Raw genomic sequence first — 19,694 nt, forward strand, 5'->3', positions numbered from 1 at the left:
TCCTCGCTTCACCAGAAAATTGCCCGCAAGACAAGAGTGAAATCATGTCAATTGCGATTGGTGCCGTTGAGGAGCGGCGGGGCGAAATATTAGCAACCGGGAGGAAAAAATGAAGCTTGGGAAAATCCTTTTTGCGTCTGCGGCGCTGGCAGGCGTTCTTATGGCAGGCGGCGCACTCGCCGACACTTCATCGAAGAAGATTGCATTCTCGAACAATTACGCCGGTAACTCCTGGCGTCAGGCCATGCTGCAAAGCTGGGACAAGATCACCAAGGAAGCCGTGAAGGCTGGCGTGGTGGCTGCCGCCGATCCGTTCACGACCGCCGAAAATCAGGCGACGGAACAGGCCGCCCAGATCCAGAACATGATCCTGCAGGGCTATGACGCCATCGTCATCAACGCCGCTTCGCCGACCGCCCTGAATGGTGCGGTGAAGGAAGCCTGCGATGCGGGCATCACCGTCGTTTCCTTCGACGGCATTGTGACCGAGCCTTGCGCATGGCGCATCGCGGTCGATTTCAAGGCGATGGGCGAAGGCCAGATCGACTATCTCGCAAAGCGTTACCCGGATGGCGGCAACCTGCTGGAAATCCGCGGCCTCGCCGGTGTTTCGGTCGATGACAATATTCATGCCGGTATCGAAGAAGGCGTGAAGAAGCATCCGAAGTTCAAGATCGTCGGTTCCGTCAATGGTGACTGGGCCGCCGACGTTGCGCAGCGCGCTGTTGCCGGCATCCTGCCAAGCCTGCCGAAGATCGACGCTGTAGTGACGCAGGGCGGCGACGGCTACGGCGCGGCACAGGCCTTTGCTGCCGCCAAGCGCGAAACGCCGACCATCATCATGGGCAACCGTGAAGACGAACTGCAGTGGTGGAAGCAGCAGAAGGACGCCAACGGCTATGAAACCATGTCGGTTTCGATTGCACCGGGCGTGTCCACGCTGGCTTTCTGGGTCGCGCAGCAGATTCTCGACGGCAAGGACGTAAAGAAGGACCTCGTCGTTCCATTCCTCAGCGTCAGCCAGGAATCGCTCGACAAGGATCTGGCCAACACCCAGAAGGGTGGCGTCGCCAATGTCGAATATTCGCTGGAAGACGCGCAGAAGGTTATCGACGCCGCGAAATAAAGCGCATCCCGAAAAGTGTGAAACGGTTTTCGGAAAAGATGCGCGTTATAACAAACGCTTAGAGCGCCGATCTGATCCTATCAGATCGAAACGCGCTCTAAGCGGATCAGCCCAAAACATGAGGGGCGAGTTCATCCTCGCCCCTTCTTTGTCCCTTTACTTTGACGCCTTTCCAGGGGTCGGGCTCTTTGCCTCGCCGGAAACGTCCAATCGTTAGTTGAGTGTATGACAGAAACAGCTGAGAAACAGGAGGTCGTCGCCGCGCGCAATATTCGCGTGCAGTTCGGTGCGGTAAAAGCACTGGATGGCGCCGAACTCGTGATCCGCGAAGGCGAATGCGTGGGGCTGGTCGGCCATAATGGCGCTGGCAAATCCACCATCGTCAATGTCATCAATGGCGGGCTTTCCCCGCATGAGGGCAGCATTTCCTATCATGGCGAACCGGCGCCCGGCCGGGAAAACGGCGTGGCGATGGCGCGCAAGCACGGCGTGCGCTGCGTGTTTCAGGAATTGTCGCTGTTTCCAAACCTCACCATTGCGGAAAATGTCCGCATCATGCAGCGCGACCTCACCGGCGCGAACTGGCGCGGCAAGGCCGTCGAACTCATCGCCAAGAAGCTTGACGAGATCTTCCCCGGTCACAAGATCGACAGTACTGCCACCATTGACGAGCTTTCCATCGCCGAGCGGCAGATGGTGGAAATCGCCATCAACTTCACCGCACCCGGCACTGCGCCAAAGCTTGTCATTCTCGATGAGCCCACCTCCTCGCTCGACGCCGGCATTGCCGCGCAGCTGATGGCCTATGTGCGCCGTTTCGTCGGCGTGGGCGGCTCCGTTATTCTCATTTCGCATATGCTGGGCGAAATTCTCTCCACCTCCGACCGCATCGTGGTGATGAAGGACGGCAAGGTCGTCGCCAATCGCGCGGCCAAAGATTTCACCAACCGCAGCCTCGTTGAAGCCATGGGCAGCGTCGAGCGCGAGAAAACGGCGCGCCGCGTTGCAAAAACCGATGCGAGCTGCACGCCTATTCTGTCATTCGCCAAGCGCGCCAGCGACATCAAGCCGTTTCAGGCGTTCAAAGGGGAAGTCATCGGCCTCGCTGGTCTTGCCGGACACGGACAGACCAGGATGCTGCTCGATCTTTACTATGCGCGGCGACCCAACTGGGTTCCGGCCCGCAATTGCGAAATCGCTTTTGTGGCGGGCGACCGCAGCCTCAACGGCACTTTCCCGCTGTGGAGCATTCTGCACAACCTTACCATCGGCTCGCTGGACCGGCTGTCGTCTGCAAAGCTCGTTGACCGGAAGCGTGAAGACGCGCTTGGCGGCCAGTGGAAAGACCGCATCCAAATCCGCACGCCGGATATGAGAAATCGTATCCTGTCCTTATCGGGCGGCAACCAGCAAAAGGTGCTTTTTGCCCGCGCGCTGGCGACCAGCGCCAACGCCATTTTGATGGACGATCCGATGCGCGGCGTCGATGTCGGCACCAAGCAGGAAGTCTATGAAATCCTGCGCCACGAGGCCGAAAACGGACGCACCTTCGTCTGGTACTCCACCGAAATGGACGAAATCGAACTTTGTGACCGCGTCTATGTTTTCCGCGACGGCGCTATCGTTGCGGAACTGACCGGCGAAGACATTACGGAAAAGAACGTGCTTGCAGCATCCTTTGAGGGAGGTCACGAATAATGCGCCTTTCCTCTTCCTCCATCCGCCTGCTGACGCCGGTATTCTCGCTGATTTTGCTCCTTGCTGCCGTCTTCTACATGCAGCCGCGCGCCATGAGCTATACGGGGCTGAACCTGCTTTTCAATCTGGCAGTGCCCATCGCGCTCGCGACCATCGCTCAGATGCTGATCATGGCCGTCAACGATCTCGATCTTTCGATGGGAACCTTTGTGAGCTTTGTCGTCTGCGTTGCGGCGACCTGGCTCAACACGGCTCCCCTTATCGGTGTGCTGATCCTCGCAGCCGCAATTGCCGCTTATGCGGCACTCGGCGCGATCATCCATCTGCGCAATCTGCCTTCCATCGTCGTGACGCTCGGCATGAGTTTCGTGTGGGGCGGCCTCGCCGTGCTGCTGCTACCCTCGCCCGGCGGGCAGGCACCGGGCTGGGCGCGCTGGATCATGACGGCCAAGCCCCCTTTCATGCCGATGGCCATCGTTGCCAGCATCGTGATTGCCGTCGCCGCGCATTTCATCGTCATGCGCTCGACCTTCGGCGTACTGATGCGCGGTGCAGGCGGCAATACCCGCTCCATCGAGCGCGCAGGCTGGTCGGTTACGGCCATCCGCGCCGCGACCTATGCGCTGGCCGCCTTTTTCGCCGTGCTGGCCGGGATCGCCTTGGTCGGCCTCACCACCTCGGCAGATGCCAATATCGCGTTACGTTATACGCTTCTTTCCATTGCGGGCGTCATTCTGGGCGGCGGCGAATTCGTCGGCGGACGCGTTTCGCCCATCGGCGCTGTCATCGGCGCGTTAACACTGACCCTTGCGGGCTCGTTCCTCTCCTTCATGCGCATTTCGCCGGACTGGCAGATCGGCGCGCAGGGCGGCATTCTCATCGTGGTGCTGGCCTTGCGCCTCTTCCTCAACCGCCTCGAAAAGAGGGAGAAAAAGCAATGAACGCCCCATCCGTCCCCATGTCCTTCCTCGCCAGCCGCCCGTGGATATGGTCGTTTATCGCGGCAGCAGCGGTTTGGATTGTCACCATTCTCTTCACCGGTGGCGCGGGCGCGCACGGGCTTTCCCACGCGGCCTTCACCTTCGCGTCCTTTTCGGTGATCGTCGGGCTCGGCCAGATGTTCGTCATCACGCTCGGCCCCGGTAATATCGATCTGTCGGTCCCGGCCAACATGACGCTTGCCGCCACCCTGGCACTGAAACTCATGGATACGCAGGACGGCATGATTCTGGCAGGCCTCGCCGTAGCGCTGCTGATCGGCCTTGCCATCGGCATCTGCAATTATGCACTGATCAAGCTCCTGCGCATTCCGCCCATCATCGCCACCCTGTCGATGAGCTTCCTGATCCAGTCCACCGCCATCTGGAGCAATCGCGGCCTGCGCGTGAAGCCGCCGGAAAGCCTCGCACAATTCACCACCGCCTCCACGCTCGGCATTCCCAATGTCGCCATCGTGGCGCTGATCCTGTCGGTCATTGGCTGGGTGTTTCTGAAAAAGAGCATCTATGGGCGCTGGATTTCGGCAATCGGTCAGAACCCGTTCGCAGCCCGCATGGCAGGCGTTCCGGTTGATGGCACACGCTTCGTCACCTATCTGCTCTGCGCGGTGCTGGCATCGCTCTGCGGCTTCCTGCTCGCCTGTTTCTCGGGCGGTGCGGCGCTGAACATGGGAGCGGAATACCTCTTGATGTCGATTGCAGTCGTCATCATCGGCGGCACGGCGGTTGCGGGCGGCGATTCCAATATCCCTGGTATTTGGGGTGCCGCGCTCTTCATGTTCCTCATAGTCTCGATGCTCAACACCTACGGCTTCGGCGCCGGTGTTCGCCTCGTGCTGACTGGCCTCACCATCATCGCGGTGATCTTCCTCGCCAGCAGCCGACGCGCTGAGCGATAAAATTTCTTCGGAGTATATTCCTTGTCTCAGACTGTTTCGATCTACGAAATCCACGACGAACGTTTCAAGCAGATGATCGTGCCAAGCGCCGATCTGGACGAACTTTACAGCGGCTGCCGTTGGGCGGAAGGCCCGGTCTGGTTCAACGACCTGAACTGCCTTCTGTGGAGCGATATCCCGAACCAGCGCATCTTGCGCTGGGTGCCGGAAGGCGGCGTTTCGGTGTTCCGCAACCCGTCCAATTTCTCCAACGGCAATACGCGCGACCGCGAAGGACGCCTCGTCACCTGCGAACATGGGGGCCGTCGCGTCACCCGCACGGAACCGGATGGCAGCATCACCGTGCTGGCCGACAGCTATCAGGGCAAAAAGCTCAATGCGCCGAACGATGTTGTCGTGCGCTCGGATGGAACGGTGTGGTTCACCGATCCGACCTACGGCATTCTGGCGGATTATGAAGGCTACAAGGCCGATCCTGAACAGCCATCGCGCAATGTCTATCGCCTCGACCCGAAGACCGGCGAGATCGATGCCATGGTGACCGATTTCCACCAGCCGAATGGCTTGGCTTTCTCGCCGGACGAAACCAAGCTCTATGTGGCCGACAGCGCCTATAGCCACGACGAGAATGCGCCGCGCCACATCCGCGTTTTCGACGTTGTGGACGGCGGCAAGCGCCTGTTGGGCGGCAGTGTGTTCTGCACCATCGACAAGGGCCTGCCGGATGGTTTCCGCTTCGATACGGATGGCAATCTGTGGACCAGCGCGAGCGACGGCGTGCATTGCTTCTCGCCGGGAGGCACGCTGCTCGGCAAGATCAAGACGCCGCAGACGGTCGCCAATGTGACCTTCGGCGGTCCACGCCGTAACCGCCTGTTCATCACGGCGACGAAGTCGCTCTATGCGGTCTATCTGGCCGTGACCGGCGCGCAGTACCCTTGATAAAACAACGGCGGCTTTCCAAAACGAAAAGCCGCCGCTCTTTATAAATATAGTAACTCATTGATAAAAAATGCATTCGCCACATGCCGCATTCTTGCGAACATGCCAATAATGTTTCTTTATTTAAAACGGATCTTTCCGACCCAAAACCGGAACGACCCGCATATCAGGACCGTGAATGACGGAACAAATCAGACTATGATCTCTTCTATCCATCAGCCTGCACTCAACAAGAAAAGCCACGGCCTTGCAAATGAGTACATTGCCCTGATGCGCTAAGACTATATAACCCAATCGTCAACACAATGGAAACAGTTTGTCAACAAAATGGCTCAAATTACTGTGAGTAAAATTTGAAAGAACGACATATTTTCATGATGTTACCCAAGATTTCATAGTAACTACATTAGAGATATCTAATGTATAATCCCATTTATTTCCCGCTTATTAGAAGAACTGAATCAAACATGACAGAGACTTACGTATAAGCGATCATGCAGAATGTCTGAGTTCCAGAGAACGGCGGCTCGGCGCACGATAACGGATGTGACAACCGCCAATGCCCTGATATTCGACATCAACGTCGACACCAAAAACCTCGTTAATACGCTCTGCGCGCAAGACATCGCGTGGCGTACCGAGCGCAACGAGGTTCCCCTTATCCATCACCGCAATGCGGTCGCAGAACATTGCGGCATGGTTCAGGTCATGCAACGCAGCCACGACTGTCAACTTCTGGCGGCTGACAAGATCGAGCAATCCGATCTGGTGTCCGATATCGAGATGATTGGTTGGCTCGTCCAGAAGCAAAATCTGCGGTTCCTGCGCCAGGGCACGGGCTATATGCAGACGCTGCCGTTCACCGCCGGAAAGCGTATGCCAGCAGCGGTCTGCCAGATGAGCCATATCGACATTGACCAGCGCCTGGTCAACGACGGCATCATCCTCCGTTGACCACGGCGACAACGCACCTAGATAGGGTGTCCGCCCGAGTTCGACGGCCTGACGTGCCGTAATGCGTTCTGTCGTACCCGCCTGCTGCTCGACCAGTGCCATTTTCCGGGCTATCTCGCGGCGGCTGAAACTGTCGATGGGCGCGCCGCACAGGCTGATTTCGCCGACATGGCACCTGCGAACGCCGGACAGCAGCGAGAGAAAACTGGTCTTTCCCGATCCGTTCGGCCCGATGATGCCAAGAAACTCACCTTCCGCCACGTCCAGCGAAACATTGCGCAAAATTTCGACATTGCCTGCCGACCAGCCGACATCGCGTGCTGAGAGAATCATGACGACGCCCTCCTTTGTCCAAGCAACAGGGCGAATGCCGGTGCACCGAACAAGGCCGTGATGACACCGATCGGCAGAACCTGCCCCGGAATGATGATACGCGACAGAATATCGGCGACGATCATGAAGATCGCGCCCATGAGTGCTGCCGCAGGCAACAGCCTGCCGTGTCTGACCCCGACCACCATGCGCGCCGCATGGGGAATGACGAGACCGATAAAGCCGACAGAGCCGACGATGGAAACCATGACCGCCGTCATCATGGCGCTGACACCAATCAGCACCGCATAGACGCGACGCACCGGTATGCCGAGCGAAGCAGCGGATTCGGTTCCGAAGGTAAAGGCATCAAGCGCACGTGCATGCCACAGGCAGATGGCCAGACCAATCAGGCAGGCAGGCAGAGCAAGTGTGACGTCGGGCCAGCGCACGCCGGAAAGATTACCCAAAAGCCAGAACATGATGCCGCGCGCCTGCTCGGCATTTGCAGCCTTTGTGACGATGAATGACGTTAGCGCATTGAAAAGCTGTGAACCCGCAATGCCTGCGAGGATGATCGCGCTGCTGCCGCGCCCCGCTCGCAACGCCAGAAGGGAGACGAGGCCGAAAGCAACAATAGCGCCAATGAACGCACCCAGCGAAAGCGTCAGCACGCCAGCGCCTATGCCGAGAATAGCAACGCCGACAGCGCCTGTCGAAGCACCAGCGGAGATGCCCAGAATATACGGATCAGCGAGCGAATTCCGAAGCAGCGACTGCAGAATAACACCGGATATTGCGAGCGACGCGCCACAACATGCCGCGATAACCGCACGGCTGAGGCGATAGCTCCAGACGATCCCTTCATCGATGGGTTCGAGCGGATACCCGGCATTCCACACCCGATTGGCCACGGTCTTCGCGACCACATCAAGCGGTATTGCCGTTTCGCCTATCGCCGCTCCGAGCCAAAGGGCAAGAAGAAGCAGGACAAGCGAAAAGGCCAGGAAGAACACGCCGGAGCGTGCCCTTCCCTTCTGTTTGAAGCCTGTTGTCGCCGCCCGAACCGTCACTTGTTCAGGCCCGAGGCGGCAATGTCGGCAGCTAGCGTTTCGATGCCTTCGATCACGCGAAGCGACGTGCTCATCGACTGTGCATCCATGTCGAAGACATACTTGTCCTTGACCGCAGGCATCAGCTTCGTGACCGGATCGTTCTCGAGGAACTGGTGCTTGACGGCAATGTCGTCAGCCGGATAGCGACGGCGATCCAGTTTCGCAGCCACGATCATCGAAGGGTTCGATTTTGCAATCGTTTCCCATCCGACCGTCGGCCATTCTTCCTCGCTGTCGATCACATTCTTGATGCCAAGCACCGAAAGAATATAGGCGGGCGCGCCGAACTTGCCTGCAACATAGGGATCGGCATCGACCTGCGTGCTGGAGAACCAGACAACGGCGGAAAGCTTACCGCCAGCAGACCCAACCTTTTCGCGCGCAGCCGCTTCGCGCGCCTTCAGATCGGCGACGAGTTTTTCGCCCCGGTCCTGCACATTGAAGATTTCCGCCAGTTCGGTGATTTCCTGATAGACGATACCCATCTTGAACGCTGCTGTACGAACGCCGTCGCCGCCGCCGGAATTGTCCTTGCCAACGCAATCGGATGGCGAGGTATAGGCCGGGATGCCCAGCTCCTCGAACTGTTCAGGCTTTGCCACGATACCCGCCGGGCCGACATGCCACTGGAAATCCGCCGTCACGATATCCGGCTTCTGTGCCAGAACGCTTTCGAAGCTCGGATCGTTATCGGCGAGCCGCTTTACCTTGGAATTTACCTCTTCAAAGCCTTTGAGAACAGGCCCGAACCACACCGCCGTGCCGACAACCTTGTCGCCAAGGCCGAGGCTGTAAAGAATTTCTGCGCTGCTTTGTCCGACTGCAACGGCGCGGGTGGGTGCATGGTTGAAGGTTACCTCCCGACCGCAATTCTTCAGCGTCAGCGGATATTGCGTTTCCGCCGCCTGGGCGGCCAATCCGCCTGCGAGAAAAAATGCAGCCGCGCAAAAGGCGGCGCGAAACGGCATCTTGCCGAGAATATTCATGAAAGTCCCCGAAATGATGAGAGAAAGACGCCCTGTCAGGCGGCGGATAAAATCCGGCGCGGAAGACGAACAGGCATATCCGGGATCATACCGAAATCATGCGATGACGATGGGAGGAAGCGTCCTGCGACGCGGAAATCTGTCATAACCGGCTCCTGCTCCGGGCATCCCCGCCCGTGACAATGGACAACACTAGACGGCAGGTCTCCTGGCTCACGAATATCTGCTGTTCATCTGCCTTCCCGCGCTTCTCCGGCACAGTGGCATGACGCTTTGAACGTCACGAGGATGAACGGCAATCCGCTTACAGTTGCGGGGGCAGCCACGGTCTTGGCCCCTTTTCGGGTCGTCCTCACCGTGTTCCCTATTAATCCCCTTCACTCTCGGTCGGGGAACCGTCGTTACACTATTACGTTAGCCCGTTGTCACCGTCAAGCAGGTCTCGACGGCTATTTCCAGCGCGCAGTTTTCAATTGTTTCGAAAGCTAGTTACTTAAATTGCAGCCAAACTATTGTCGCTTACGCTGGCCTATTGAATTTGTTTTGGGCAATATCCATGTAGACAACTCCCGCTAGAGGAGCGGGACTTTGGGGAGGTCCGCCGGAAGGCGGCATACATTCTATCTGGGAGGACATATGCGTAGATTTATTCTGGCCCTGACGTCGGTGGCGGCGTTGGCGATGGCAGGCTCTGCTTCTGCAGAAGACTACAAAGTGCTGGCGCCTGCAGCACCTGGCGGCGGCTGGGACCAGACGGCGCGCACAATGCAGAGCGCGCTTCAGGACGAAAAGATTTCCGGCAGCGTTCAGGTCATCAACGTTCCGGGCGCTGGCGGCACCATCGGCCTCGCGCAGTTCGTGAACCAGAACAAGGGCGACCCGAGCCAGCTCATCGTTGGCGGCTATGTCATGGTCGGCGCTATCTTGACCAACAAGTCGCCGGTGACACTCGATGCCATCACGCCGATTGCACGCCTCACCGGCGAGTATGAAGCCATCGTCGTACCGGCATCTTCCGACATCCAGAATCTTGGCGATCTTGCCGCAAAGCTGAAGGCTGATCCGGGCTCCGTTTCGTGGGGCGGCGGTTCTGCGGGCGGCACCGACCACATCACCGCCGGCCTCTTTGCCAAGGCGGCAGGCGTCGACCCGACAAAGGTCAACTACATCGCTTTCTCCGGCGGCGGCGAAGCACTGGCGGCCATTCTCGGCAATCAGGTGACTGTTGGCATTTCCGGCTACGGCGAATTCGAAGCCCAGATCAAGGCCGGTACGCTGCGTATCATCGGCATTTCGAGCGACGAGCGCGTGGAAGGCATCGACGCACCGACCTTCAAGGAAGGCGGCGTAGATGTTTCGATCCAGAACTGGCGCATGGTGGGTGCGGCTCCCGGCATCACTGCCGAACAGGAAGCTGCCATCAATGCCGATATCGAGAAAATGGTGAAGTCCGAATCCTGGCAGAAGGCTCTGAAAGACAAGGGCTGGGCGGATACTTATCTCGCCGGTCCGGCATTCAAGGAGCAGCTGGCCAAGGACGTCGCCGCGACTGAGACCATCCTCAAGGAAATCGGCCTCGTCAAATGACCGGAACAGAACCGCAGGAAAAGCGCCGCCCGGAAGGGGCGGCGCCAGATTTCGCCGCCCTTGTCATCGCTCTCGTTCTTGCAGCCGTCGCCATTGCCATTGCATGGTCGACAACCTACGGCAACGACGTGACGAGTTATTCGCCGGTCGGGCCCAAAACCGTTCCTTATGTCGTTGCCGCCGGATTGTTCGGCCTCGCCATATGGACCGTATTCGAGGCGCTTCGCGGTGATTTTCCCGAGCGCGAGCATCAGGAAATTGCTCCGATGGCATGGATCATCGGCGGTCTGGCCATCCAGATGCTGACGATGAAGACTGTCGGCTTTTCCTTATCCACCGGCCTGCTTTTCGCAGCAACCGCCCGTGGCTTCGGCTATCGCAAGTTCTGGATCAGCGTTCCCGTCGGCATCGTCTTCGCCTTCGTGATCTGGTTCATCTTTGCGCGCGGCCTGCAGCTATCGCTGCCGTCCGGCTGGCTCGAACAATTCGTTTAGAGCATTCCCTGAAACATTGGAAATGCCCTAAGTCCTTGTTTTGTCGCATTATCCTACGCAAAACCGCTTCGCATTTTTGCTGGAAATGCTTTAAAGGCTAAATGCCATTATGGATACTGTCGCACTTCTCGCCAACGGGCTTCTGGTGGCGCTTGAACCATCGAATCTTCTGTATGCGTTAATCGGCGTCACGCTCGGCACAGCCGTTGGTGTGCTACCTGGCATCGGCCCGGCGCTGACCGTCGCGCTCCTTCTGCCCGTTACCTACAAGCTCGACCCCTCCGGCTCCCTCATCATGTTTGCGGGCATCTATTACGGCGGCATGTATGGCGGCTCGACCACATCGATCCTCCTGAATACGCCGGGCGAAAGCGCCTCCATCGTCACCGCATTGGAGGGCAACAAGATGGCACGCGCCGGACGTGGCGGGCCAGCGCTTGCAACAGCAGCCATCGGCTCGTTCATTGCGGGCCTGATCGCCACTCTGGCGCTTGCCTTCGTCGCACCATGGGTCGTGAAATTCGCCCTGTCCTTCGGACCGTCCGAATATTTTGCGCTCATGCTTCTCGCCTTCATGACGGTCTCGGCTGCATTCGGCGATTCCACATTACGCGGCCTGACATCCTTGTTCATCGGACTGGCGCTCGGCCTGATCGGCATTGATCAGCTGACCGGACAGGCACGCCTTGTCATGGGAACGCCCAACCTGCTCGATGGCATCAATGTCACCACATTGGCAGTGGCGCTGTTCGCCATCGGTGAAACCCTTGCGGTCGTGTCGAAGAAGCTTCGGCCAGAAGATGAAGTCATCGCTGTCAAGGGTTCCGTCTGGATGACCAGGAACGACTGGAAGCGCTCGTGGATGCCGTGGCTGCGCGGCACCGCCATCGGCTTTCCGATCGGAGCGATGCCGGCGGGCGGCGCGGATGTGTCGAGCTTCCTTTCCTATTCGGCGGAACGGCAGTTTTCGAAACATCCGGAAGAATTCGGCAAAGGCGCTATCGAAGGCGTTGCGGGGCCGGAGGCGGCCAACAATGCTTCCGCCGCCGGAACTCTCGTCCCGCTTCTGACGCTCGGTCTGCCCACCACCGCGACAGCTGCAATCATGCTCGCCGGTTTCCAGCAGTTCGGCCTACAGCCCGGCCCTCTCCTGTTCGTGACCAATGCCACGCTGGTCTGGGGTCTGGTGGCGAGCCTTCTTGTTGCCAATCTGATGCTGCTGGTTCTCAACCTGCCGCTGATCGGCCTGTGGGTGAAGATGCTCACCATCCCGCGCCACTGGCTCTATGCAGGCATTCTGGTTTTCGCAACGCTTGGAACAATCGGCGCGAATGCCTCCACCTCGATGCTGTTCGGCCTGCCGGTTTCATTCGAGCTTGGCCTGCTTCTGGCATTCGGTGTGCTGGGCTATGTGCTGCGGCGCTTCTCATACCCCATCGCGCCGGTTGTCGTGGGCCTGATCCTCGGACCGATGGCCGAAAAAAGCCTGCGTCAGGCCTTGCAGATCAGCCAGGGAAACCCGATGACTCTGGTGCATTCCTGGGTATCGATTGTGCTGATCGCACTGGCGATTGCCGCAGTCATCGTCCCCATGATCATGCGCCAGCGCGGCAAAGGCGAACTGCTGAGCCAGATGGCGACAGACGAAGACTAAAAACAAAAGCCCCGGAAATCCGGGGCTTTTTACTCAGATACACGTACGCTTACTTAATTGCTCAACCCTGAATACGACGGAACTGGTCAACGTCGATGCCAAGCGTCTCAAGGTCCTGGGCAGTAGGCTTCTGACCAGCGCGTACAGCAGCAGAAGCACGAACGGCGCTGCCGAATTGCGCGAATGCACGACCGAAACGATTATTGAAGCGGGTAAACATTTTTCTCTCCATCACGGACACTTCATTGGTCCGCACCTGAAAGATGGGGAGCGCTCACACGACTTAGAAGATCGGCATTTGCATGCCAGCCATGCAGTTTCGGCATGCTCCTTTCAGCCTGTCTTGATTGCGATCAATGCCGTTCACTCACCATCTTGCAAAGCTCGTTTCAACCAAAGGAAGGAGCCACAGAATGTCGAACACCCCCCATACACTCGGAGAAGAGTTTCCCGGCCAGCTCGACGCCATTCATGCCCTGAAAGCAAAGGATGCTCATTTTGCTCGCATTCTGGAAGAATATGATTCTGTCAATGACCGCATCCACCGCGCCGAAACGAAGATTGCGCCCGTGAGCCAGGAAGAAGAAACGAACCTGCGCAAACAGCGCCTCACCTTGAAGGACAGCATCGCTGAGGCGCTTGCCGCAGCCTGATGTGTCGTTCGGGATAACATTACAGGCCCGATAACAGCTTAGGAGGCTTTGTCCTTGATCTTGCTGTTGTCTGGGCCAACCGAATTTTCCATTCTTCCCACCACGATCAGAACCGTGACGGCGATAAACGTCGCCATGATTGCGATGTGCCAGAGGCCGAGACCACTGGCGAGGCCGACGGATGCCGCAAGCCACATGCCCGCGCCAGTCGTGATGCCGGTTATTTTTCCGCGTGCGAAAATGATGAAGCCCGCCGCCAGAAAGGCGACGCCGCTTGTAATCGCTTCCACGAGCCGCGAAGGGTCCATTCGGATATTCTGATCGTTGAATACCGCCACATTGACCAGTTCCAGAGAAACGATGGTGAATGTGGCGGATGCGAGACAGACCAGCATATGGGTCTTCAGCCCGGCCGGACGCCTGCGCCATTCGCGCTCCAGTCCGATAATGGAACCGAGCAGCGTTGCCAGCAGCATTCGCGCCACAACCACCGGCAAACTGATTACATTGTCGTGCGTAAATTCAGCCCAGAATTGTTCCATGCCCGATAACGGACATGGTGGGGTCTGGTTCCGCTATGGGCGTGTGCCTATAACGATCACTCACAAATCATTTTGCGGAGCCAGCGGAACCGTTTCGGTTGCGGCAGGCGGCAAGGAGTTCTCACCGTTGGGCGTGTTCTCCTCAGGGGAAATAGCGGTGCCGTAGATTTCCACCAGCACCCAGACGGCCAGCACCGCAGCGATACTGATCAGCAGCACCATGAGAACGGGCTTGCCTTCGCGCCCTTGCCTTGCTTCAGTCGGGTTGACCTGTTTCATGGATCAAATCCTCCTGTTCGTTTCAGCGGCTTCCATGAAAGAGTGCCGCTATAGACCTAATGGCAACACAGGCTATTGGTTCCATTGAAACGTAGCCGTGGCTGGTAGTGCAAAAGGAAGGATGGGAATGCCGCAATAAATGTGATGTTAATGCATATTATATAAAGTTTTATTCTGACTGGGTAATCAGAGGTTGCTCGGTTTGTCTGAACAGTTTCTGGCGTTTTGCCGAGTGGATTTCCGCCTCGATTATGCCGCCGCCATTATCGGTGTCAGCGCGTTGAAGTAGACCTGATCCGGTGTCTGCCGGTCATCGGCGCATTCAAGATGACTCTTGAGTTTCTGGAGCCGAACTTCACGGATTTGCCCCCTGACCGTGAGCTTGCGCTCTGCGAAGGTCCGGTACACGGGAGCCCTTTCGAAAACTGATAGAATTGTTGCCTGCGTGTCAGTTCGTCCACGTGAAAATCATAACAAAACAAACCATTCGTTCAATCGCTGAACGAGCGACAAGAAGTCGAATGCACCGACGGTATCCAACCAAGAAAATCTTCAGCACTCATAAAACCACGATAAGCTGACCTTTCCCCTACCACTAATTATTTTCAACCTGCGTTGGCGCCGGTGTAGGGAGTAACGGCTCATTACCGATGGCCAGCCGCATGACGTTCATTTCCTGCAACTGATCGATAATGATTTCCTGCGCAATGCACTTCAACTGCTCATTGTTACCGAAGCGCAGATAGATCCGGGCCATATTGATCGCTCCTTGGTGATGAGGCGTCATCATCTGGACGAAATCACGATCGAGATTGCCGGTGGGGGTAACGACCATGTCATACATCATCTGTTCCATGGCATTGTTCATCGTACTGATGATAAGCCGCTTCGTCACCGAAGCCCTCTATGCCTATGTTACAAACCGACATCACGTTGGAAACCAGTTGCCTAAGACGGGAAGGCGACTTCACCTCTGCTGCTGACAAGGAAACGATCAGGATAACAGCCATCACGGCCGCTCTGGACAGCGCACAAGCGAGATAAGTGGCAAGTGTTTTCAGATGTTGCATTTTGTGCCAAAGCGACGTCAAAGACCGCTCTCTCCTTGCTAGATTGTTCCTCGCCCATCCGCCGGGCCAGTTTGCGGCGAACGGCCCACGAGACTGCATGGTCGTAGACGGCGAAGCAGTCGAATTTAATCCATTGGCGTTGGAATTTACTGATCGTCGTCCGGCATTTCCTTATCATTGCCTGCGAGGCAAGCGCCGCTTCCCGCGCTTTTGAATGGCTTCAGAATTGACCTTCAAAGCCATGGAATAAAATCACGGCCCGGTCGTCTATCTGACCATGCGGGCTGCAACGCGACTTGCGGAACCTCAATGAAACAAAGGGACATTAAAGAATGCGACACTGTCTCAGCCGTCCAGCGGCAAGGAAAATTCCAACGGCGAAAGCAAAGAAGCTCCTGCCGCTTCTCCTTTCCATGACATTCATCACGTTTTGTGGTGCAACGGTAGCATCGGCGGCAGAGGTCAGCATTGGCGACCTGACGCTGTCCGTTTCTTGCATTCGCGCAATGTTGCCTGGCGCCCAGGTTGCGGGAGGTTATCGGATGAAGTTTGGTCCACCGAGATCGCGAAGAGTCGATACGTCCAACATCGCGTCAGCCATAAGACGCTTCAATTTGGCATTCTCGTCTTCAAGAGACTTCAGGCGCTTGGCATCGGACACCTCCATGCCGCCATACTTCGAGCGCCACTTGTAAAACGTCGCATCACTGACGCCGTGCTTTCGGCACAGCTCAACGGCCAACATCCCAACCTGATGCTCCTTCAATATTCCGATGATCTGTTCTTCGCCGAAGCGGGATCGTTTCATGTTCTGTCTCCTTTTCCGGAGAACAGACCAACCAAATTGCGAAGACATTTCAGGGGAGCAGGCCAAGATTAGTACTCGTTGTTTGACGCGCATCTTTTCCGAAATCTGGTTTGCACTTTTTGCCATGCGATCCCATTAATCAAAATCGAAGACTGAGGCTGACACAGATACACTTCCGATTGTATTGCGCCATGGCTCTTCAAAGACGCACAGGCAGGTTCTTGGCGATGTTGACGAAATGGCGCACGGATTTTGCGCGATTCACGCGCTTCCACGCCAGCACTGTCTGGATACGGAAATCAGGATGCATGATCGGACGCACTTCGACGTTGCGGCCCAGAAAGCCGATCAGGCTTTCTGGGTAGATCGTCACACCCAGCCCCGCTGCCACCAACCCCAGTAAGGCCAATGTATTCGATGCTTCAAGCTTGATATTGAGTAACACGCCTTCGGCGGAAAACATCTCATTGAGCTGCCAGCGATAAGCTTCCCATTCGATCATGTCGCCCAGAATCAAATCGCAATCGGCCAGATCCACCGGCCTGATGTCAGGCTTGTGCAGAAGTGCATGGTTCTTCGGCGTGACGACATAAAGCGGATCGGATGTCAGAAGCAGGCTATGAAAATCGCTGTGCTCGAACGGGCCGATCATATAACCGATATCGACCTCATCGTGGGCAATCGCCAGTTTCTGGCCTTGCGTGCGAATATAGCGCAGATTGACGTCCACATGCGGATAGGCGGTACGGAAACGCTGCACTGCGCTTGGCATCAGCTCGGTGGCGGCAAAGGCCATATAGGCCACCCGCAATATACCCGTCTTGCCTTCGGCGACCAGACGCGCGGCCTTCACAGAACGATTATAATCGTAGATCAGCCGGGCATTTTCCTCGTAGAAGGCACGTCCGGCGGGTGTCAGCGATACTTCCCGGGTGGTTCGTTCAAACAGCGAAAAGCCAAGCAGATGCTCAAGCTTCTGAATACGTCGGGTGAGCGCCGACTGATCGATGTTCAGCCTCTCCGCGCTGCGGCGAAAATTCAGTTCCTCGGCAACGATAAGAAAGGATTGCGTGAGCTCAAGCCCGGCTTCTGCTTCTGTTGACACGTGGTTCCCCGTTTTTTCTTGATCCTTACTGATTGATGCACTGCGCGCAATAGTAATTGGCAAATGACCAATTCCGTCCGCCTCTTCAAAACGACATCCTCGCGTCCAGATAACCGACACCATCCCTTGCTGGTGACGGTCATCGCAGCCAGACCAAGCGGCCAGTGCCGCATAGTTGAGAGGACATTCAATGAGCGATATCGACAACAAGGAACTCGACCGGATGCTGAAGCAGGCCTTCGACGCGTCGACAAAAATCTATCAGGAGCGCGGCTTTCAGCGCCGCGTCGGCTTCGGCAGCCGTCCGGCGCTGGTCAGCGTCGATCTCGCCAATGCATGGACCCGTCCAGGCAATCCGTTCACCTGCGATCAGGACGCCATGGACAATGAGATCATTCCAGGCATGCAGCGCCTGCTCAAGGCATGCCGGGATAACGGCCATCCGGTCATTCATGTTACCACCGCCTATGAGATTACCGAGCGTGATGCCAGTTTCACCGACATGGGTTTGTGGCACTGCAAGATCCCTATCGATGTCGTCAATCTGAAGGACAAGGACCTCTGGGCGATCGACTCGCGTATTGCGCCGGTGGAGGGCGAATATACGCTGCTCAAGAAGCGGGCGAGTTCATTCCACGGCACCGAACTCGCAGGCATTTTGCGCGCCGCGGGCGTCGACACCATCCTCGTTACAGGCGTAACCGCTACGGCCTGCGTACGCACCACCATCTGCGACGGGCTTGCTGACGGCTTCCGCACCATTGCCGTGCGCGAATGCATTGGCGACCGCGTGCCTGGTGCCGTTGCCTGGAACCTCTATGACATCGATGCAAAATTCGCCGATGTCCATAGCGTGGATGAGTGTGTGCAATATCTCAACACCGTCAACGCAACGCGCGCGGCAGCCGAATAATGGAATTTGCCTCCGGCAAGAGGGAGTCTGTCGGAGGCGAAGCCTGCCAGCCATAGGGAATACCGAAATGACGTTGATGCCGGCTCCTGCCGGCACCAACCCGTTACGCCAGAAACCGACCGACAAGGCTTCGGCGTACTTTTCACCGCGCTCCGGGGAAGCGTATCCACACTGGGAGGGAATTCATGCCACGTCCTTCGACGTCCGATCCATCCGACCTTCGCAAGGTCACGACGGCCGCAATCGCTGGCACCGTCATCGAATGGTTTGATTTCGCCATATATGGCTTTACTGCTCCTATCATAGCTGTGACCTTCTTTCCGGAAGGCAGCCGTCTGGCAGGCTTGCTGCAGACTTTTGCAATATTTGCCGTCGCCTTTGCATTGCGGCCGATCGGGGGAGCCTATTTCGGAATGATGGGCGACCGGGTGGGCCGCAAACGCGTCCTGTCGCTGACGGTCATATTGATGTCCATAGCAACCGCCGGTATCGGGCTGCTGCCGACATACCATCAGATTGGTATCTGGGCGCCAATACTGCTGACTGTCGCGCGCTGCCTGCAAGGCTTTTCGGCGGGCGGTGAATATGCCGGTGCTGTCACCTATGTCATCGAGCACGCGCCGAACCACCAGCGTTCGCGCTATAGCAGCTGGATGCCGGCTGCCACCTTCGCGTCCTTCGCGCTCGCAGCCCTTGTGTCCTACATGCTCACGGTCAGCCTGTCCGACGACGCCATGCAAAGCTGGGGCTGGAGAGTTCCGTTCCTGCTCGCCGCACCGCTGGGCCTGATTGCGATCTATATCCGCTACCGTCTTGAAGAAAGTCCGCTGTTTCAGGCGGTTCTCGACCGTCCGGCAACGGTGCATGCACCGCTTGGCCAAACCATCAGGGAGCAATGGAAACCGATCGTGCGGCTGGGCGCATATATCAGCCTCACGGCTCTCTCGTTCTATATCTTCTCGACCTATATGACGACATTTCTGCGCACCGTTATTGGGATGCCCTCCGGGCAGGTCCTGGTAACAAATGTCGTCGCTCTCACCTTCGCCGCGGCGGCTGCGCCTGTCATCGGGCGTATCTGCGACCGCATAGGCCGCCGTCCCACGATGATCGCAGCCGCGTTGCTGCTCGGTTTTCTCGCCGTTCCCTCCTATATTCTGGCATCCGGCGCCACCGTTAACAGCGCGCTGTCAGCCCAGCTCCTGCTGGCTGTCGGCGCCGTAACCGCCAATGTGGTGACTGCGGTTCTCCTGTGCGAAGTCTTTCCGACGAGGGTGCGCTACACCGCTTCCGCAATCACCTACAATGTCAGCTATGCCGTTTTTGGCGGCACTGCCCCCTTTGTTGCAACCTATCTGATTTCAATCACGGACAACCAGCTGGCGCCAGCCATATACATCACCATCGTCGCGGCGATTGCACTTCTGGTTTCACTCCTGAGCCCGGAAACGGCTGGTCGCGACTTCGGCAGCACGCACGCCATGGATGAAGACGATGGCCTGCAGGGCGCCGGACAGGCCGGTCCGACCCGAGCCTGACGGAAAAAGCAGCCAGCGAAT

The 19,694-nt window shown here is 57.4% G+C and carries 19 protein-coding genes, 2 pseudogenes and 1 riboswitch; of the genes and pseudogenes, 11 read left to right on the forward strand and 10 right to left on the reverse strand.

The annotated features are described in order from the left end of the window. Positions 1-109: 109 nt before the first annotated feature. The 5 genes from JNC70_RS01550 to JNC70_RS01570 all read left to right on the forward strand — a co-directional run bounded on the left by JNC70_RS01550 (position 110) and on the right by JNC70_RS01570 (position 5,663). A complete protein-coding gene (locus tag JNC70_RS01550; protein WP_104756763.1) occupies positions 110-1,126 on the forward strand; it encodes an ABC transporter substrate-binding protein in 1,017 nt (338 codons plus the stop codon). A 225-nt stretch (positions 1,127-1,351) separates the two neighbouring features. Continuing rightward, the gene (locus tag JNC70_RS01555; protein WP_104756764.1) at positions 1,352-2,824 is read left to right on the forward strand and encodes a sugar ABC transporter ATP-binding protein; all 1,473 of its coding nucleotides are present in this window, start codon (positions 1,352-1,354) and stop codon (positions 2,822-2,824) included. Beyond that, on the forward strand, positions 2,824-3,765 hold the full coding sequence (locus tag JNC70_RS01560) for an ABC transporter permease (RefSeq protein WP_104756765.1): 942 nt from the start codon (positions 2,824-2,826) through the stop codon (positions 3,763-3,765). Before JNC70_RS01555 ends, JNC70_RS01560 begins: the two co-directional genes overlap by 1 nt. Continuing rightward, a complete protein-coding gene (locus JNC70_RS01565; RefSeq protein ID WP_245414786.1) occupies positions 3,762-4,721 on the forward strand; it encodes an ABC transporter permease in 960 nt (319 codons plus the stop codon). The genes JNC70_RS01560 and JNC70_RS01565 overlap by 4 nt, the downstream gene beginning before the upstream one ends. Positions 4,722-4,793: 72 nt before the next feature. After that, positions 4,794-5,663: an SMP-30/gluconolactonase/LRE family protein gene (locus tag JNC70_RS01570; RefSeq protein WP_104756810.1), complete on the forward strand. Its 870-nt coding sequence runs from the start codon at positions 4,794-4,796 to the stop codon at positions 5,661-5,663. Positions 5,664-6,155: 492 nt separating this feature from the next. Here the strand turns inward: JNC70_RS01570 and JNC70_RS01575 are convergent, their stop codons facing one another. The 3 genes from JNC70_RS01575 to JNC70_RS01585 are packed head-to-tail and all read right to left on the reverse strand — an operon-like array spanning position 6,156 to position 9,030. Beyond that, complete coding sequence (locus JNC70_RS01575) at positions 6,156-6,950, reverse strand: ABC transporter ATP-binding protein (RefSeq protein WP_104756767.1); 795 nt, start codon at positions 6,948-6,950, stop codon at positions 6,156-6,158. Further along, complete coding sequence (locus tag JNC70_RS01580; protein WP_104756768.1) at positions 6,947-8,002, reverse strand: FecCD family ABC transporter permease; 1,056 nt, start codon at positions 8,000-8,002, stop codon at positions 6,947-6,949. Before JNC70_RS01580 ends, JNC70_RS01575 begins: the two co-directional genes overlap by 4 nt. Then, positions 7,999-9,030, reverse strand: a complete 1,032-nt coding sequence (locus JNC70_RS01585; protein WP_104756769.1) for an ABC transporter substrate-binding protein — start codon at positions 9,028-9,030, stop codon at positions 7,999-8,001. The genes JNC70_RS01580 and JNC70_RS01585 overlap by 4 nt, the downstream gene beginning before the upstream one ends. A gap of 181 nt (positions 9,031-9,211) precedes the next feature. Continuing rightward, a riboswitch (cobalamin riboswitch) is annotated at positions 9,212-9,445 on the reverse strand. Between the two features lie 221 nt (positions 9,446-9,666). Between JNC70_RS01585 and JNC70_RS01590 the strand changes: the two genes are divergently transcribed. The 3 genes from JNC70_RS01590 (at position 9,667) to JNC70_RS01600 (ending at position 12,765) form a co-directional block, all read left to right on the forward strand. After that, positions 9,667-10,617 (forward strand): Bug family tripartite tricarboxylate transporter substrate binding protein, encoded by a 951-nt coding sequence (locus tag JNC70_RS01590; protein WP_061346962.1) that lies wholly within the window; start codon positions 9,667-9,669, stop codon positions 10,615-10,617. Further along, complete coding sequence (locus JNC70_RS01595; RefSeq protein WP_010659103.1) at positions 10,614-11,111, forward strand: tripartite tricarboxylate transporter TctB family protein; 498 nt, start codon at positions 10,614-10,616, stop codon at positions 11,109-11,111. The genes JNC70_RS01590 and JNC70_RS01595 overlap by 4 nt, the downstream gene beginning before the upstream one ends. Positions 11,112-11,220: 109 nt before the next feature. Next, positions 11,221-12,765, forward strand: a complete 1,545-nt coding sequence (locus tag JNC70_RS01600; RefSeq protein ID WP_104756770.1) for a tripartite tricarboxylate transporter permease — start codon at positions 11,221-11,223, stop codon at positions 12,763-12,765. Positions 12,766-12,826: 61 nt separating this feature from the next. Here the strand turns inward: JNC70_RS01600 and JNC70_RS01605 are convergent, their stop codons facing one another. Next, positions 12,827-12,985: a hypothetical protein gene (locus JNC70_RS01605; RefSeq protein ID WP_100229493.1), complete on the reverse strand. Its 159-nt coding sequence runs from the start codon at positions 12,983-12,985 to the stop codon at positions 12,827-12,829. A 193-nt stretch (positions 12,986-13,178) separates the two neighbouring features. On the opposite strand from JNC70_RS01605, the gene JNC70_RS01610 reads away from it, so the two are divergent. Continuing rightward, on the forward strand, positions 13,179-13,418 hold the full coding sequence (locus tag JNC70_RS01610; RefSeq protein ID WP_061346959.1) for an HP1242/YdcH family protein: 240 nt from the start codon (positions 13,179-13,181) through the stop codon (positions 13,416-13,418). A gap of 38 nt (positions 13,419-13,456) precedes the next feature. Here the strand turns inward: JNC70_RS01610 and JNC70_RS01615 are convergent, their stop codons facing one another. The 6 genes and pseudogenes from JNC70_RS01615 to JNC70_RS01640 all read right to left on the reverse strand — a co-directional run bounded on the left by JNC70_RS01615 (position 13,457) and on the right by JNC70_RS01640 (position 17,222). Beyond that, complete coding sequence (locus JNC70_RS01615) at positions 13,457-13,960, reverse strand: MgtC/SapB family protein (protein ID WP_104756771.1); 504 nt, start codon at positions 13,958-13,960, stop codon at positions 13,457-13,459. A 60-nt stretch (positions 13,961-14,020) separates the two neighbouring features. Further along, a complete protein-coding gene (locus tag JNC70_RS01620; protein WP_104756772.1) occupies positions 14,021-14,239 on the reverse strand; it encodes a hypothetical protein in 219 nt (72 codons plus the stop codon). 595 nt (positions 14,240-14,834) lie between these two features. Continuing rightward, a pseudogene (locus JNC70_RS01625) lies at positions 14,835-15,104 on the reverse strand (DUF305 domain-containing protein); the annotation flags it as partial. After that, positions 15,076-15,330, reverse strand: coding sequence for a hypothetical protein (locus tag JNC70_RS01630; RefSeq protein WP_167394084.1), 255 nt, complete (start codon positions 15,328-15,330; stop codon positions 15,076-15,078). The pseudogene JNC70_RS01625 and the gene JNC70_RS01630, both read right to left, overlap by 29 nt. Before the next feature lie 520 nt (positions 15,331-15,850). Further along, positions 15,851-16,117 (reverse strand): annotated as a pseudogene (locus JNC70_RS01635) (transposase); the annotation flags it as partial. Between the two features lie 199 nt (positions 16,118-16,316). Next, entirely contained in the window at positions 16,317-17,222 is a 906-nt protein-coding gene (locus JNC70_RS01640) for a LysR family transcriptional regulator (protein WP_245414787.1), read from the reverse strand. A gap of 190 nt (positions 17,223-17,412) precedes the next feature. On the opposite strand from JNC70_RS01640, the gene JNC70_RS01645 reads away from it, so the two are divergent. After that, complete coding sequence (locus JNC70_RS01645; protein ID WP_104756774.1) at positions 17,413-18,135, forward strand: isochorismatase family protein; 723 nt, start codon at positions 17,413-17,415, stop codon at positions 18,133-18,135. A 185-nt stretch (positions 18,136-18,320) separates the two neighbouring features. Continuing rightward, positions 18,321-19,673, forward strand: coding sequence for an MFS transporter (locus JNC70_RS01650; RefSeq protein WP_104756775.1), 1,353 nt, complete (start codon positions 18,321-18,323; stop codon positions 19,671-19,673). Positions 19,674-19,694: the final 21 nt, after the last annotated feature.

This window comes from Brucella oryzae (assembly GCF_041929965.1).
Taxonomy (GTDB): Bacteria; Pseudomonadota; Alphaproteobacteria; order Rhizobiales; family Rhizobiaceae; genus Brucella; species Brucella oryzae.